14 protein-coding genes and 1 pseudogene are annotated in these 16,362 nt (G+C 66.2%); 8 read left to right on the top strand and 7 right to left on the bottom strand.

From position 1 onward, the window contains the following. The 6 genes and pseudogenes from ACE3P2_RS13285 to tssJ form a co-directional block, all read right to left on the bottom strand. A pseudogene (locus tag ACE3P2_RS13285) lies at window positions 1-150 on the bottom strand (electron transfer flavoprotein subunit beta/FixA family protein); the annotation flags it as partial. A 20-nt stretch (window positions 151-170) separates the two neighbouring features. Continuing rightward, the gene (locus ACE3P2_RS13280) at window positions 171-947 is read right to left on the bottom strand and encodes a ferredoxin--NADP reductase (RefSeq protein WP_374265208.1); all 777 of its coding nucleotides are present in this window, start codon (window positions 945-947) and stop codon (window positions 171-173) included. A gap of 125 nt (window positions 948-1,072) precedes the next feature. Continuing rightward, window positions 1,073-2,941 (bottom strand): potassium transporter Kup, encoded by a 1,869-nt coding sequence (locus ACE3P2_RS13275; protein ID WP_374265206.1) that lies wholly within the window; start codon window positions 2,939-2,941, stop codon window positions 1,073-1,075. 497 nt (window positions 2,942-3,438) lie between these two features. Beyond that, window positions 3,439-4,215: a DotU family type IV/VI secretion system protein gene (locus tag ACE3P2_RS13270; protein WP_374265204.1), complete on the bottom strand. Its 777-nt coding sequence runs from the start codon at window positions 4,213-4,215 to the stop codon at window positions 3,439-3,441. Further along, window positions 4,212-5,555 carry a type VI secretion system baseplate subunit TssK gene (gene tssK, locus ACE3P2_RS13265; protein ID WP_374265202.1) on the bottom strand — a complete coding sequence of 448 codons (1,344 nt, stop codon included), beginning with the start codon at window positions 5,553-5,555 and terminating at the stop codon, window positions 4,212-4,214. The genes ACE3P2_RS13270 and tssK overlap by 4 nt, the downstream gene beginning before the upstream one ends. Before the next feature lie 13 nt (window positions 5,556-5,568). After that, the gene (gene tssJ / locus ACE3P2_RS13260) at window positions 5,569-6,150 is read right to left on the bottom strand and encodes a type VI secretion system lipoprotein TssJ (RefSeq protein WP_374265200.1); all 582 of its coding nucleotides are present in this window, start codon (window positions 6,148-6,150) and stop codon (window positions 5,569-5,571) included. Between the two features lie 197 nt (window positions 6,151-6,347). Here tssJ and ACE3P2_RS13255 point away from each other — a divergent pair, with 197 nt between their 5' ends. The 8 genes from ACE3P2_RS13255 to tssH are packed head-to-tail and all read left to right on the top strand — an operon-like array spanning window position 6,348 to window position 15,650. Next, a complete protein-coding gene (locus ACE3P2_RS13255) occupies window positions 6,348-6,953 on the top strand; it encodes a tetratricopeptide repeat protein (protein WP_374265197.1) in 606 nt (201 codons plus the stop codon). A gap of 39 nt (window positions 6,954-6,992) precedes the next feature. Further along, window positions 6,993-7,502, top strand: a complete 510-nt coding sequence (gene tssB, locus ACE3P2_RS13250) for a type VI secretion system contractile sheath small subunit (RefSeq protein ID WP_374265195.1) — start codon at window positions 6,993-6,995, stop codon at window positions 7,500-7,502. After that, on the top strand, window positions 7,499-8,980 hold the full coding sequence (tssC, locus tag ACE3P2_RS13245; protein WP_374265193.1) for a type VI secretion system contractile sheath large subunit: 1,482 nt from the start codon (window positions 7,499-7,501) through the stop codon (window positions 8,978-8,980). The genes tssB and tssC overlap by 4 nt, the downstream gene beginning before the upstream one ends. A gap of 32 nt (window positions 8,981-9,012) precedes the next feature. Beyond that, window positions 9,013-9,549 carry an Hcp family type VI secretion system effector gene (locus ACE3P2_RS13240; RefSeq protein ID WP_374265191.1) on the top strand — a complete coding sequence of 179 codons (537 nt, stop codon included), beginning with the start codon at window positions 9,013-9,015 and terminating at the stop codon, window positions 9,547-9,549. 29 nt (window positions 9,550-9,578) lie between these two features. Continuing rightward, entirely contained in the window at window positions 9,579-10,085 is a 507-nt protein-coding gene (gene tssE, locus ACE3P2_RS13235) for a type VI secretion system baseplate subunit TssE (RefSeq protein ID WP_374265189.1), read from the top strand. After that, window positions 10,082-11,911, top strand: coding sequence for a type VI secretion system baseplate subunit TssF (gene tssF, locus ACE3P2_RS13230; protein WP_374265187.1), 1,830 nt, complete (start codon window positions 10,082-10,084; stop codon window positions 11,909-11,911). The genes tssE and tssF overlap by 4 nt, the downstream gene beginning before the upstream one ends. Continuing rightward, window positions 11,875-12,963 (top strand): type VI secretion system baseplate subunit TssG, encoded by a 1,089-nt coding sequence (gene tssG / locus ACE3P2_RS13225; RefSeq protein WP_374265185.1) that lies wholly within the window; start codon window positions 11,875-11,877, stop codon window positions 12,961-12,963. The genes tssF and tssG overlap by 37 nt, the downstream gene beginning before the upstream one ends. A 26-nt stretch (window positions 12,964-12,989) precedes the next feature. Beyond that, window positions 12,990-15,650 (top strand): type VI secretion system ATPase TssH, encoded by a 2,661-nt coding sequence (gene tssH / locus ACE3P2_RS13220; RefSeq protein ID WP_374265183.1) that lies wholly within the window; start codon window positions 12,990-12,992, stop codon window positions 15,648-15,650. Window positions 15,651-15,742: 92 nt separating this feature from the next. On the opposite strand, the gene cobO is transcribed toward tssH, so the two are convergent. Beyond that, the gene (gene cobO, locus ACE3P2_RS13215; RefSeq protein ID WP_374265181.1) at window positions 15,743-16,351 is read right to left on the bottom strand and encodes a cob(I)yrinic acid a,c-diamide adenosyltransferase; all 609 of its coding nucleotides are present in this window, start codon (window positions 16,349-16,351) and stop codon (window positions 15,743-15,745) included. Between the last annotated feature and the right edge of the window lie 11 nt (window positions 16,352-16,362).

Below are 16,362 nucleotides of genomic sequence, written 5' to 3'. Positions count from 1 at the left end.
CTTCAGGCGCACCGCTTCTTCCACCGCGATCTCGTCGAAGGGGTTCATCGACATCTTGACGTTGGCGATGTCCACGCCCGAACCGTCGCTCTTCACGCGGACCTTCACGTTGTAGTCGACCACGCGTTTAACGGGTACCAGGATTTTCATTGTCGTTCTCCGGACGGGTTTTATTGTTCGACGAAGGCGCGTTCGATCACGTAATCGCCGGCCTCGCCGATGTGCGGCGAAATCTTGAAACCGAAGCCGTCGAGCATCGTGGAGAGTTCCTTCAGCATGGCCGGGCTGCCGCAGATCATGCCGCGATCGGTGGCCGGGTCGAGGGGCGGCTCGCCGAGGTCCTCGAACAGCTTGCCCGACAGGATCAGGTCGGTCTGACGGCCTTCGTTGCGGAAAGGCTCGCGGGTCACGGTGGGGTAGTAGACCAGCTTCTCGCGGATCAGCTCGCCCAGGTATTCGTGTTCCTTGAGGTCTTCCTCGATGTAGTCGTGGTAGGCCAGCTCATTGGTCCAGCGCACGCCGTGGATGAGGATGATCTTGTCGAAACGCTCGTAGGTTTCGGGGTCGTGGATCAGGCTCATGAAGGGGGCGAGGCCGGTGCCGGTGGCGAACATGAACAGGCGCTTGCCGGGCTTCAGGTCGCGCAGCACGAGGGTGCCGGTGGGCTTCTTGCTGACCAGCAACTGGTCGCCGGGCTTGAGGTGCTGCAGGCGCGAGGTGAGCGGGCCGTCCTGCACCTTGATGCTGAAGAATTCCAGGTGCTCTTCGTAGTTGGCGCTGGCAATGCTGTAGGCGCGCATCAAGGGCCGACCGTCCACTTCGAGACCGATCATCACGAACTGGCCGTTGATGAATCGCAGGCCCGCGTCGCGCGTGGTGCGAAAGGTGAACAGGCTGTCGTTCCAGTGGTGGACGGAGAGGACGGTTTCTTTGTTGAAGGCGGCCATGATCGTTGCGCGACGCTAAAAAGCCCTTATGTTAAGCGGCGGCGTACGTTCTATAAATCAAATAATTTCTCTATTGCTTATCTATTTTCCGGATAAATTGCGATGCATCAATGCACGCGCCACGGTCAGATTTCGATCTTGCTGCCGAGCTCCACGACGGCGTTGTTCGGCAGCTTGAGGAACTCGGCGGCGGAGCTGGCATTGTGGTGCATCTGGGAGAACAGCTTCTCGCGCCAGAACGCCATGCCAGTGCCGATGGTGGGCGTAACGATGTCCCGCGACAGGAAATAGCTGGTGGTCATCGGATCGAGACAGACGCCCTTGTCGACGAGTTTCGACAGCGCGCCCGGGAGGTCGGGGTCGTCCTTGAAGCCGTAATTGACGACCAGCTTCCAGCAGCCGTTGCCGAGGGGCTCGGCTTCGAGGCGGTGCGCTTCCTCGATCCACGGGACTTCGTGGCTGCGCACCGTGACGAACAGGTTGTGCTGGTGCATCACCTTGTTGTGCTTGAGGTTGTGCAGCAGGGCGTTGGGCACGGTACCGGGCTGCGCCGACATGAACACCGCGGTGCCGTCGACCCGCGCGATCGGGTTGCCGAGCACCGAGTCGAGGAACATGCGCAGATCCAGGGCGTGGTTGGTGATCGATTCGTTGAGCAGCTCGCGCCCGCGTTTCCAGGTGGTCATGAGCACGAAGACCGCGCCGCCGATCAACAGCGGGAACCAGCCGCCGTCGGTGAGCTTGAGCAGGTTGGAGCTGAAAAAGGCCAGATCGATGACGAAGAAGAAACCCGTCGCGCCCACGCACAGCAGCCACGGATACCCCCAGCCGTAGCGCACCACGAAGAAGGTCAGCACGGTGGTGATCAGCATGTCGAGGGTCACCGCGATGCCGTAGGCCGCCGCGAGGTTGCTGGACGTCTTGAAGAGCGCCACGGCGAACACGATGGCGACGAACAGGCCCCAGTTGACCAGCGGAATGTAGATCTGCCCGGTGTCGGTCTCGCTGGTGTGCTGGATCTGCAGGCGCGGCAGGTAGCCGAGCTGGATGACCTGCTTGGTGACGCTGAAGGCACCGGAGATGAGCGCCTGGGAGGCGATCACGGTGGCGATCGTGGCGAGGCCCACCAGGGGCAGTAGCGCCCAGTCGGGGGCGAGGTTGAAGAAGGGGTTCTTGACCGCTTCCGGCTCGGCCAGCAGCAGGGCCCCCTGGCCGAAATAGTTGAGGATCAGCGAGGGCATCGCGATCGAGAACCAGGCGATGCGGATCGGCTTCTTGCCGAAGTGCCCCATGTCCGCGTAGAGCGCCTCGCCGCCCGTGACGCACAGCACCACCGCGCCGAGGATGATGAAGGAGATGCCCGGGTAGTGCCACATGAACAGGATCGCGTGGTGGGGGCTGATCGCCAGCAGGATTTCGGGGTGGGTCACGATGTGCGAGACGCCCAGCGTGGCGATCGACAGGAACCACAGCACCATCACCGGCCCGAAAAACTTGCCGATGCCCGCGGTGCCATGCTTTTGCACGGCGAACAGACCGAACAGGATGATCAGCGTGAGCGGAATCACCGCCTTCTTGAAGGCCGGCGACATCACCTCGAGACCTTCGACCGCGGAGAGCACCGAGATCGCCGGCGTGATCACCCCGTCGCCGTAGAACAGGCAGGTGCCGAAGATCCCCACCAGCAACATCCAGCTACGCAGCCGTGGCCTTTCCTTCACGGCTTGCGACGCCAGCGCCAGCATCGCCACCAGACCGCCTTCGCCGTGGTTGTCGGCGCGCAGGACCAGGGTGACGTATTTGAGGGAGACGATGATCGTCAACGTCCACACGAAGATCGAGAGCACGCCATAGACGTTGTCGGGCGTGAACTCGACATGCCCCGAGTTGAAGACCTCCTTGACCGCGTAAAGGACACTGGTACCGATATCGCCATACACGACACCGAGCGCGCCGAGCGTGAGCGCCGCCAGAGATGATTTGGAGACGGACATGGGGAGCAGGTGCAACCGGATCGCCGGCCGCCACGTATCTGTTCAGGAAGGCGAATACTGCTTCGGTTTCGTGGCTCCAAGCAAGCGCGAACTGCGTCCCGCGGCAATCGGGTGTCGTTTTACTGCAAGGTACGGCCCACGACGCTCGGCAGCGGCCGTCCGGACGCCTCGAAGGCGTCGCGCATCTACCTCAAATGATCGAGCGAACGGTGACGTTCGAGGAGGAAGACTTCATCGGGATCAGCGGGGTTTGCTCGCTGATTGCCGGTTACGTTTAAGCGTCGGCATCCCGAAGGGATCAACCTCAGCCTCTCCAGCGTCGTAGCCCCGGCCGATGTATCGGCGCGGACTTGCATGTTCGGGTTGAGCCCCCTGGGATCGGCTCCGGCCGGTAATCGTCTGGCTCGGTACCCCGCTCCTCGGCGAAATCGCCCTACAGGCCGATCCCGATCGATTCTGCGGTGGCACTCGAGTCGTGCTGACGGCAGGCCGGCAGCTCAGGGAAGCGTCAGGGTCAGGGTCGGCGGGCGGGGTGCGAGCTGAACGACTTTGGCGAAGGGCGCCAGGGTCTCGTCAACGGTTCGATCGGCATGCCATTCGAGCCCCAGATAGGCGAGAAGGCCGAGCAGCGCCAGAACCGCACCGATGATCCACGCCGGCACGTCCCGCCGGAGGGCATTGACGATCTGGTCGGGCGCGGCCCAGTGGGGCGCAAACCCGGCTGCGCGGCCGCGGATGTGGGCGATCTGTTCGCCCAGCTGGGCAGTGAGATATTTGAGCTTCTCGGGGCCTTCGAGCAGATAACGCCCCCTGAAACCGGTGAGCAGGCACATCTGGAACACTTCGAGGGCATTGACCCGACTGGCGCCGCCGTTGCGGGCGATTTCGAGCTTGTCGAAGAAGTGCTCGCCGGCCAGTTGCTCGCCGAACAGTACGAGTTGCAGCGGGCGCCGTTCCCAGGCATCGCGAATGTCGGTGCGGGCGGTGAGGACCGCCTCATCCACCGCGGCACAGAAAGCGTACTTGGCGTCGAAGATGTCCTCGTTCGAGAAATCCTGCTTGCGGGCGGCACGCTCGAACTGATCGAGGAACTGCCGGATGGCGGCCGCAAAGGTATCGGCGTCCCGTGGCAGGCTGCGGCTACGCATCAGGATCAGCATGTGAAAGCCGTCGTAGAGGAGGTCGACCAGGTTGTGCGCCGGGGCGGAGGGCACGACCTCATCGACCGGCGCTACGGCCGGAGAGCTGGCAAACAGGCTGGGGGCTTGGGTCATGAAGTCACCGCGATCATTTCGACTTTGAGATCCTGGTAGCTCTCGGGGGCGTAGATCATCACCGACTGCGCCTTGAGCATCCGTTCGTAAAGCGGCCCGTGGGCGTCGAGCGCGAAGTAGCAGGCACCCGGACGCACCGGAATCGCCGCGGGCACCTGCGCGGCATGGCGCAGGCGGACGCCGGACATGGCCGACAGGACGAGCTTCTCGACGTCGTCCGGCGCACCGACCTTGAGACGGATCGGAACGGATTCGACGATCTCGGACTGGGGGTTGGCCGCCGAAATCGACAGGAAGAACGCCGTGCCGGCATCGATCTTGTCCGACTCCAGGCGACCGGCGAAGAACGCGGGCTTGGGCTGGGTCAGGGCGATGGCGAAGTAACGCGTCGAGATGACGGTGTCGAGCAGTTCGCGGATCAACTGGTCGAGCCGGGCAAAGCAGGGGCCGGGCTGGGCGTGGTCATAGGCGGGCAGATCACCGAGGCCGTAACCCTTCGAGAAGGTCAGCAGCCCGCCGGCAAGGCGCAACAGCTCCTGGAAGTAGCGTTCGGGGGAGAGATCCGGATTGCGGAAAAAATGCGTCAGCGCGGCGCAAGCGGAACTGGCGGTGTGGAGCAGCCAGAACGACGCGATGTCGCCGGAGCGGAACTCGATGATGTTCTTCGAGGGCTCGCGATGAAAGCCGTAGAGCGCATCGACCTTGGCCAGCAACGCGTCGATCTGGCTGCGCAGCAGGCGGTAAAGCCCGGGGGCGCCGCGCACACTGAGCGCGGGCGGCAGGAAGGCGGGATCGCTCTCGAAGCCGTTGCTGGGCGTGCGACGGATGCGTGCCAGCGGCAGCGCCTGGAACTGCTCCCGCGGTTCGTGGGCCGGCTTGAGCACACCGAGCTTGCTGAGACTGGCGATTTCCGCGTCCGCGGCGTCGGAGAACAGGTCGGGCGTTTCGCGGGCCACCACGAGATAGCGGCTCGCGCTGCCGTCGGCGGGACTCTCGGTGCAATTGCGCCCGTGGAGACCAAGCTGCCGCACGGCGAGAAAGAACTCCGTCGCACCGTCTTCCGCCACTGCATCCGCCAGGGCAAAGGGCGGCGGCAGCTGGTCGACGTCTGGCGCCAGGAAGGTATCGCCATTGGCGAAGACGGCATCGATCCGCTCGAAACGGAGGATGCCGCTGCGCAGCGACTCCTGATCGAGCACCAGTTCCCGAACGCCCCAGGCGAAGGGGTTGGCGGCGAGCTGGGCATGGCGGATCAAGGCTTCGTGATGGGCGTCCTGCTGCTGAAAATTCTGGGGGCGCAGGAACAGTCCTTCGCCCCAGAGCGGTTTGGCGTGGTTCATGAGGTTTACGTGATCAACGGTTGCATTGGACCCCGACCAGCGAGGCCGGCGGTGCAGGACTGCCGGCGACCGGGGCGCCCTGGGTAGCCGTCAGGGCGCAGGCGTGGGCACCGACGACGATGCCGGCTTCGGTCGATTTCCGGAGATCGAACGCGAGCTTCCAGCGATCGGCGAACGGAGCGCGAAACAGTCCCGCCACGCCGATCGTCGTGGCGTCTGCCGACAGCTTCAGCGGCAGGACGTAGGTCTTGCCGGGCAGAGCGATCAATTCCCTGACCGAGATCAGATCCTCGCCCAACGCCTCCTTGTCGCCCCCCGGCGCTGAGAACTGGGCGTACGTGAGGGCTCGCAGCCGGTCGGGCGCACGCAGCGCATAGACCTTCAACACCAGCGACAGCGGCTTGCCGTCCGGCGTGGTGTTGAGGTGTTCGCCGGCTGCGACAGTGAGCGACACCTCGGTCGCCCGCCGAGCCTCCAGCCCATCGGACTTACCGACGCCGGCGACGCTCATGATCGCGTCGACGGCGCTACCCGCCGCCGTGACAGCTGACATTGCCGCACACCCGGAAAGCCCGACCACCATCAGGAAAATCATCGCGACACGCCCGCCGCACAGCCTCATCCACACCGTATCCGCACCTATGCCAAAAGTTGCCCTCGACGTCAATCATAAAATTACATTGTGCATATATACAGTTAAATGTACTATGCCATTCAGTTTGATGCAATCGTGACGTCATCACCACCCGTTCGCGATTGCTTTACGGCCCGCCAGAAAAAGCAAATAACATCATGAAAAAATTGATTATTGTCGCCTTACTGGGTGCTTCGGGAATGCTCACCGGATGCGCCGCAAACTCGGTCAAACCCGTCGAATTCGGGGACGAATGGGAACGCTCCAGCGCCCAGGTGGACCTGCTTATCAAGGAGGGAAAACCACAGGACGCGCTCAAGGTGCTCGATGACACCGCGAAGAAGAGCCCCGACCGCAAGGAACCGTGGGCGCGCAAGGCGCGCATCCATTTCGAGGCGAAGGAGTATTCGCGCGCCATCCTTTCGGCCGAAGAAGTCCTGCAGCGCGACCCCGCCGACCGCGATGCCAAAGGAATTCGCGCCGCGTCCGGCCTGCGCGTCGCGCAGCAGTCCCTGAGCGACCTGCGCAAGGAAGCCGGCCTCAAGGGCGACGCCCAGAAGGACGCGGTCGAACTGGTCAAGATCCTGCGCGACATCGTCGGCGACAAGGTCGTGGTGCCTGCCGCCGGCCCGGCCCCCGCCGCACGGCCTGCCGCGGCCAGCCAGCCTTGCGGCAAAAAGCGCCCGTGCCGGCCCGCAGGCGGCAACACGACGCCGTCGCCTCAGAGCGGCGCTGCGGGCGGCCCGTTCGGGGCCTTGCAGTAAGCCCTCGGGGCTTTCAGTTTTCCCATTCCGGAGATCGACATGGCAAAGAAGGAAAGCGTTCAGAAGCAGCTGCAGAAGGTGCGCGCCCCGCGCGTCCACCTGACCTACGACGTCCAGGTCGGCGATGCGACCGAGATGAAGGAACTCCCGTTCGTCGTCGGCGTGGTCGGCGACTTCGCCGCGCAATCGCAGGCTGCGCTCGGCAAGGTCCGAGATCGAAAGTTCGTCAATGTGGGCATGGACAACTTCGACGACGTCATGGGCGCCCTGGCACCGCGGGCGGCCTACCGCGTCGCGAACCGACTCCGCCCCGACGGCAGCGAGCTCGCCGTCGATCTCACCTTCGAACGTTTCGACGATTTTCGGCCCGAGGCGCTGGTCCAGCAGATCGAACCCCTGCGAAAACTGCAGGAAGCCCGCGCCAAGCTGGCCGACCTGCGTAACAAGCTTGCGGGCAACGAGAAGCTCGAAGACCTCCTCAACGACGTGCTGGCGAACACCGAGGCACTCCAGGCGCTGGGTGGAAAAACCGAAGGAGCCCCCCAATGAGCGCACTGCAACCCGTCGTCGATGCATCCCCGACCAACCAGGATGCAGGTCTGCTCGACCGGATCGTCGCGGAAAGCCGCGTTGCCCAGTCCGACCAGGAGAAGGACCGCGCGAAGGACATCATCGGCGAACTGGTGAATCAGGTCCTGGAGGGCGAAGTGGTGGTTTCCGAAAGCCTCGCCGCCTCGATCGATGCCCGGGTCGCCGAGCTGGACCGGCTGATCTCCGAACAGCTCAGCGAGGTCATGCACGCGCCGGAGTTCCAGGCCCTGGAAAGCGCCTGGACCGGCCTGCACTACCTGTGCAGCCAGACCGCCAGCGGCACGCACCTGAAGATCAAGCTCCTCAACGCCACCAAGCGCGAGCTGGTCAAGGACTTCAAGTCGGCGATCGATTTCGACCAGAGCGCGCTGTTCAAAAAGGTCTACGAGGAAGAATTCGGCACCTTCGGTGGCGCCCCCTTCGGCGCACTGATCGGGCAGTTCGAGATGAGCCGCCAACCGGAAGACATGTACTTCATCGATCAGATGTCGCACATCGCCGCCGCCGCCCACGCGCCGTTCATCACCGCTGCGTCCCCCCAGTTGTTCGGCCTCCAATCCCATGCCGAGCTCGGCAAGCCGCTCGACATGGCCAAAGTCTTCGACACCGTCGAGTACGCCAAGTGGAAATCTTTCCGCGAATCGGAAGATGCGCGCTACGTCGGCCTGGTCCTGCCGCGCTTCCTCGGGCGCCTGCCCTACAACCCCGAAGACGGCGAAACCACCGAAGGCTTCAATTTCGTCGAGGATGTCGACGGCACCAATCACGACAAGTACCTGTGGTGCAACGCGGCATTCGCCTTCGCGGCGCGCCTCACCGATGCCTTCGACAAATACGGCTGGTGCGCCGCGATCCGCGGCGTCGAAGGGGGAGGCCTGGTCGAGGATCTGCCGACCCACACCTTCCGCACCGACGACGGCGAAGTGGCCCTCAAGTGCCCGACCGAAGTCTCGATCACCGATCGCCGCGAGAAGGAACTCAGCGATCTCGGCTTCATACCGCTGGTGCACTGCAAGCACACCGACTACGCCGCGTTCTTCGGCGCCCAATCGGCCCAGAAGCCCAAGAAGTACAGCACCGACGCAGCCAACGCCAACGCCGCACTGTCCGCCCAACTCCAGTACATCTTCGCCGTCTCGCGGATCTCCCATTACATGAAGGCGATGATGCGCGAAAAGATCGGCAGCTTCGCCACCGCATCCGGCGTCCAGAGCTACCTGCAGAACTGGATCGACAAGTTCGTCACCACCGACGACGCGGCGTCCCAGGACACGAAGGCCGAATTTCCCCTGCGCGAGGCCTCGATCGAGGTCAGTGAAGTGCCGGGCCGCCCCGGCGTCTATCGGGCAGTGTCGTTCATCCGCCCCCACTTCCAGCTCGACGAGCTGTCGGTTTCCCTGCGCCTCGTGGCCGAGCTACCGCAAGGCAAGGGCTGAGCAGCATCCCGCATTCAAGGAGAAAGTAAAAAATGAAGGACATCTACGTCGAATTCAAAGGCAGCGACATCAAGGGCGACTCCCGCGATGCCAAGCACAAGGACACCGTCGAGGTTTATAGCTGGAGCCACACCATGCGCCAGCCGAAGTCGGCGACCGCCTCCGCGGCCGGCGGCCACACCGCCGAACGCGTCGAGCATGGCGAAATGATCTTCACCAAGGACATCGACGGCGCCAGTCCCAAGCTGTACCAGGCCTGCTCGTCCGGCCTCGTCGTGAACGACGTGATCATCTACTTCTACCGCGCGTTCGGCGGCAAGAACACCACCGGCAACCCCTCGTCGACCCAGAACCGCCACCAGTACCTGAAGATCGAGCTGAAGAACGTGATCGTCGCCTCGGTGTCGCCGTCGGTGGATGCCGAAGGCATTCCCCGCGAAGCCTTCTCGCTCAAGTACTCGGCCGTGAAGTGGACCTACGACGAGCTGAACATCGACGGCAGCAAGTCCGGCAAGGTCAACATCCAGGGCGCCTGGAACCTCGCCAAGAACACGCCTAACCTCACCTGACCAGCCGTGGCGGCACCGTCCTCGCGGCGGTGTCCGCCCTGCGACGCACCATGCTCAAGGGCTTCGCCCCCTCCCTGTTCGATACCCTGTTCGACGATCCGCCGCGTGCCGCGACGCGCCACCGCCTGAGTCTGGAGCAGTTGAAGGACTCCGTCGCCCGTGACCTCGAAGCGCTGCTCAACACGCGGATCGTCTTCGATGCCGACCTGGCCCGGGATTTTCCCCTCGCCGGGCGCTCGGTGGCCGGCTTCGGCCTGTGCGACTTCGCGGGTATGAGCCTCGCCAACGTTCACGACCGCCAGCGCATCTGCCGCGCGATCGAGCAGGCTATCGCCGCTCACGAACCACGCCTGCGCAACGTGCGGGTCGAACTCGAACTGCAACGCAACGCCATCAACGCCCTGTTCTTTTCGATCAACGCCGTCCTGTTCGTCAATCCCGCCCAGGAGCCCGTCGCCTTCGACGCCTTGCTACAACCCACCAGCCTGCAGTACTCGGTCAGCCGGCCACGCGGCCGCGCCTCGGTGTCCGAATGAACGATCTGCTGCCCTACTACGAGCGCGAACTGGCCTTCCTGCGCAGTCACGCCGGTGAATTCGCCACGCGCTACCCGACGCTCGCCGGCCAGTTGCTGCTCTCTGGCGAGCGCTGCGACGACCCGCACGTGGAGCGGATGATCGAATCCTTCGCGCTACTCACCGCACGGGTGAGCAAGAAGCTCGAGGACAGTTACCCGCAGTTCACCGAGGCGCTCCTCAACGTCCTCTACCCCCACTACCTGCGTCCCTTCCCGTGCTGCTCGATTGCCCAGTTCGAGCACGCCGGAAACATGCCCGGCGCGACCCGGCTGCCCCGTGGCACCGCGCTGCATTCGCACCCCATCAAGGGCGCGGTCTGCCGCTTCCGAACCGCCTGGGCGCTGACGCTGCAGCCCGTCAGCGTCGCCAGCCTGGCCTTCGACCCCCTCGCCACGGCCCCCGCCGAAATCCGCCTGCCGGTCGGCAGCAGCGCCATCGTTTCGCTTGCCCTCACGCTTCGCAGCACCGAGCGGGTCGGCGGATTTGGCACTCTGGCGCCACTGCGCTTCTACATCCACGCCGAACCATCGGTCGCATCCGCGCTACGGGACGCCCTGTTCCTGCGCCGCCTCCAACTCTACGCCGAGGGCGGCGACGGACGCTGGCACCCCCTGCCCCCCGACGCGCTCGGTGAAGTGGGCTTCGCCGCTGACGAAGCGCTGATCGACATGCCGGAAAGCGCTCACGACGCTTACCGGCATCTCACCGAATATTTCTGCTTCCCCGAGAAATTCAACTTCTTCGACATCCGGCCCGACCGCCTGCCGGCGGCCCTCGGGGACGCCACCGGAGTCCGGCTGCACTGCGTCCTCGGCGGGCTCGGCGGCGATAGCGACACCGCCCGCCTGCTGCAGACCCTGGGCCCCGCCAACCTGCGCCTCGACTGCGTGCCGGTGGTCAACCTGTTCCCCCAGCGCGGCGACCCGATCCGCGTCTCCCACCGCAGCGCGGCCTACCCCGTGGTGGCCGACGGACGCCGGGCCTTCGCCTACGAGATTTACGCCATCGACGCCGTCCAGCGGATCCGGCAGGACGCCCACGGCGAATCGATCACCGAATTCCGCCCGTTCTTCTCGCTGCGGCACGGCGAGACCCCCGAGCACGACGGGCACTACTGGTTCGCCCAGCGCGATCCACTGATCGCCGAGAGCAGCCCCGGCTACGAGACCACCCTGACCCTGGTGGATGCCGATTTCGATCCGGTCCAGCCCAAAACCGACGTGCTGAGCCTCCAGCTCACCTGCACCAACCGCGCGCTACCCACGTTCATGGCAGTGGGCGCGCCGTCGGGGGACCTTTTCCTCGAGGGCGGCTCGAGCGTGCGTGCGATCCGCCTGCTCCGCAAACCCACCGCGCCGCTGCGCTTCGATCACCGGGCCGACGGCCAATGGCGGCTCATCTCCCACCTCGCGCTCAATCACCTGTCCCTCAGCGGCAACGGCCTCGGCGCCTTCAAGGAAATGCTTGCCCTCTACGATCTGCCGCGCACCGCCGCCACCCGCCGCCAGATCGAGGGCCTGCTCGCCATCGACCGGCAGGACAAGACCCTCTGGATGGCCGGGCGCCCCTTCGCCTGCTTCGTGCGCGGCCTCGAAGTCCGCCTGACCCTCGACGAATCCAGCTTCGCCGGCAGCGGGCTGGACGTCTTCACCCGCTGCATCGACCGCTTTCTCGGGCTCTACGTGGGGCTCAACAGCTTCACCCAGCTGGTCGTCGTATCCAGCCGAACCGGGGAGGAACTGATCCGATGCGCACCCCGCAGCGGCGACTCGATCCTGGGCTGATCGAGGCCACCCAGGCCGCCCCCCAGCGCTACGCCTTCTTTCAGCTCGTCCGCCTGTACGAGCTCGCTTTCCGCCACCGGGGCGGCGATCCCGTCTCCGAGCGCATCCGCTTTCGCAGCGCGCTGCGGCTGGGCTTCGCCCCCAGCCAGGTGGACGGCATGGCGACCCGCTACCGCCTCAACGCCGGCGGACAACCCACCGCCGAACCGGACCGGGTCGAGATCACCTCCGCCTTCATCGGCATGCTCGGCACGCATGGCGCACTTCCGCTGCACTACACCGAGCGCATCCTCGCCCGCGACAACCAGCTGCGCGACCGCCATCGGGCGCAGCGCGACACCCCCGCGCGGGAAGGCGAGGCGCGCGCCTTTCTCGACCTCTTCACCAACCGCGCCGTCGGCCACTTCTATCGCGCCTGGAAGAAGTACCAGCTCCCGGTGCAATACGAGCTCGATCGCCGCAACCGCTTCACCCCGCTGCTGCTGGCCCTCGCCGGGCTCGGCTTCGAATCCCTGCGCGGACGTCTCCGGGCCACGCCCGGCGCCATCGACGACGAAGCCATCGCCCGCCTGGCCGGTCTGCTGCGCCAGCGCCCGGTCTCGGCCGAAGCGCTCCGACGCGCCCTGCACGGCTACTTTCGCGAAACCGTCGCGATCGAACAGTTCGTCGGACGCTGGTACCCCATTCCCGACACCCAGCGCGCCAGCCTCGGCCAGCGGGCCGTGCGGCTCGGCATCGACAGCCTCGTCGGCGAGCGGGTGTGGCAACGCAACCTGCGCGTGCGCATCCATCTCGGCCCACTGAGCGGCCCCCGCTACCTCGACTTCCTGCCCAGCGGCGACCGCGCCGCCGCCCTCGGCAAACTCCTCTCGCTGGCCACCGGCGGCCAGTTCGAATACGAGATCTGCCCGATCCTGCGCGCCGCCGACGTTCGCCCGACCCGCCTGGGCGGCGCCCGGCCGGTGCGCCTGGGACGCGACGGCTTCCTGCTCACCCGCCCGGCCCGCGAGGATCGACGCGACATCCGCTACCTCGCCCGCTTTTCCCACTGAACACCGCCCGCCCAAGGACCGCCCCGATGAGCACCTCTCTCAAAACCCTGATCAGCAAGCTCAACGACACCTGCCGCCAGGCCGCCGAGCGTGCCGCCGGCCTGTGCATGGCCCGCGGCAACTACGAGGTGGACATCGAGCACCTGCTGCTGGCGCTGCTCGAACGCCCCGACAGTGATCTTCACGCCATCCTGCGCCACGCCCAGCTCGACCCCGCCGGGCTCGAACGGGAGCTGAACCTCGAGATCGACCGCTTCAAGACCGGCAACAGCCGCACCCCGGTTTTCTCCGCCCACCTGCCGCACCTCTTCGAGCAGGCCTGGCTGATCGCCTCCCTCGATGCCCACGCGCCGCGCATCCGCTCCGGCCACCTGGTGCTCGCCCTGCTCGGCGACCCCGACCTGCGCCAGCTCGCCCAACGAGGCGCCGCACGCCTCGCGGCGATCCGCCTCGACGAGCTGCGCCAGCGCTTCGACGCCCTCACCACCAGCTCCGCCGAAGCCACCGCCCCCCACCGCCCCGCCGACGCCGCAACGGCCGCCCCAGCCGGCCCCAGCGCCACCCCCGCGCTCGACCAATTCACCACCAACCTCACCCAACGCGCCCGCGACGGGCAGGTGGACCCGGTCATCGGCCGCGACGGCGAGATCCGCCAGACCATCGACATCTTGATGCGCCGCCGTCAGAACAACCCGATCCTCACTGGCGAGGCCGGCGTCGGCAAGACCGCCGTGGTCGAAGGCCTGGCCCTGCGCATCGCCGCCGGCGACGTGCCGCCGCCCCTGGTGGGCGTCGAGCTGCACGTGCTCGACCTGGGCTTGCTGCAGGCCGGGGCCAGCGTCAAGGGCGAGTTCGAGAACCGCCTCAAGAACGTCATCGACGAAGTCAAGAAAAGCCCCCGTCCGATCGTCCTGTTCATCGACGAAGCCCACACCCTGATCGGTGCGGGCGGCCAGTCCGGCCAGAACGACGCCGCCAATCTCCTCAAGCCCGCGCTGGCCCGCGGCGAGCTGCGCACCATTGCCGCCACCACCTGGGCCGAATACAAGAAGTTCTTCGAAAAGGACGCCGCCCTCGCCCGGCGCTTCCAGGTCGTCAAGATCGAAGAGCCCGCCGAACCCCTCGCCGCCGCGATGCTGCGCGGCATGGTGCCGTTGATGGAGGCGCACTTCGGCGTACGCATCCTCGACGAGGCCGTCACCGAAGCCGTTCGCCTGTCCAGCCGCTACATCAGCGGCCGCCAGCTCCCCGACAAGGCCATCGGCGTGCTCGACACCGCCTGCGCCCGGGTCGCCCTCGGCCAGGGCGCCACACCGGCCGTCATCGACGACGCCGAGAAGCGCATCGCCCGCGAACGCGCCGAACTCGCCGCCCTCGAACGGGAAACCGCCAGCGGCGCGCGCCACGATGCCCGCATCGGCGAACTGCAGGCGTCGATCCGCCAACTGGACGACCAGATCGCCGCCCACCGCGTCCGCTTCGACGAGGAAAAGGCACTCGTCGCCCACATCCTCGCCCTGCGTCACGGCCTCGAAAACGCGCCGCCTCCGGTCGCCGATGCCGCCCCGAAGACCCGCGGCCGCAAAGCCGCCGCGCCCGCCACCCCCGAACTCGACGCCGCCCTCGAACGCTTGCGCGCGCTGCAGGGCGAAACGCCCCTGGTCCCGCTGCAGGTCGACGGCCACGCCGTCGCCGAGATCGTCGCCGCCTGGACCGGCATTCCCCTGGGCAAGATGGTCAAGGACGAGATCCGCACCGTGCTCAAGCTCAAGCCGCTGCTGCAGGCGCGCGTCATCGGCCAGGACCACGCCCTCGAGGCCATCGCCCAGCGCGTGCGCACAGCCCGCGCCAACCTCGACGACCCCCACAAGCCCAAGGGCGTGTTCCTGTTCGTCGGCCCCTCCGGCGTCGGCAAAACCGAAACCGCCCTCGCGCTGGCCGACATCCTCTACGGCGGCGAGCGCAAGCTCATCACCCTCAACATGAGCGAATACCAGGAGGCCCACAGCGTTTCCGGCCTCAAGGGCTCGCCGCCGGGCTACGTCGGCTACGGCGAAGGTGGCGCGCTCACCGAGGCGGTGCGCCGCAATCCCCACAGCGTGGTGCTCCTCGACGAAGTCGAGAAAGCCCACCCGGACGTGCTCGAGCTGTTTTTCCAGGTCTTCGACAAAGGCGTGCTCGACGACGCCGAGGGCCGCGAGATCGACTTCCGCAACACCCTCATCATCCTCACCAGCAACGTCGGCTCCAGCCAGATCATGCAGGCCTGCCTCAACCGGCCGGCCGATCAGCTGCCCGACGCCGACGCCCTGGCCGAGGCGCTGCGTCCGGTGCTGTACCAGGCCTTCAAGCCCGCCTTCCTCGGCCGCATGAAGGTCGTGCCCTACTACCCGGTGTCCGACGACGTGCTGGTGCGCATCATCGAGCTCAAACTCGGCCGCCTCCGCGACCGCATCGCCGCCCACCACAAGGCCGCCTTCGGCTGGGACGAGGCGCTCGTCGAGGCGGTGCTGGCCCGCTGCACCGAGGTCGACTCCGGCGCCCGCAACGTCGACCACATCCTCGGCGGCACCCTGCTACCCGAGATCGCCGAAGCCGTCCTCGCCCGCATGGCCGAGGGCGCGGGCCTCACGCGCATTCGTGCCAGCGCCGGCAAGCAGGGCGCCTTCAAGTACAGCGTGAAGTAGGCGCGCGTTCCGGGGCGGACCGGCAGCGTCCCGGCCGGGTCCGCGCCCACTCTCCGCTTAGCCGGCGGCCAGCCCGCGACGGGGCGATCGGCTCAGAACTCCACCCCCGCCTGGGCCGCGATGCCGGCCTTGAAGGCGTGCTTGACCACGCCCATGTCGGTAACGGTGTCCGCCGCTTCGAGCAACGCGTCGGGCGCACCGCGGCCGGTGACGACGACGTGCTGATGCGCCGGACGCGCGGCGATGTCGGCAATGACCTCAGCCACGTCCAGATAGGCGTACTTGAGCACGATGTTGAGCTCGTCGAGCACGACCAGCCCGATCGACGGATCGCGCAGGAAGGCGCGGGCCTGTTCCCAGCCGGCCTTGGCGCTGGCGATGTCGGCGCTGCGGTCCTGGGTGTCCCAGGTGAAGCCGTCGCCCATCACGTGCCAGCTCACTTCGGGCTGGCGGCGGAAGAAAGCTTCCTCGCCGGTATCGGAGCGCCCTTTCACGAATTGCACGACGCCGCACTGGAAGCCATGGCCGATGGCGCGGGCCAGCACGCCGAAGGCGGCGCTGGACTTGCCCTTGCCGTTGCCGGTGTTCACCAGCACCACGCCGCGCTTGTCGGTGGCGGCGGCGATGGCCGCGTCGACGACGGCCTTCTTGCGTTCCATGCGGGTCTTGTGACGGGCGTCGCGGTCGGATGAATCAGTCATGAGCGGTCCTT

The organism is Zoogloea sp. (genome assembly GCF_041911615.1).
Classification (GTDB): domain Bacteria; phylum Pseudomonadota; class Gammaproteobacteria; order Burkholderiales; family Rhodocyclaceae; genus Zoogloea.
The sequence above is the reverse complement of the archived record's forward strand: the minus strand, read 5'-3'. Positions and strand labels throughout refer to the sequence as shown.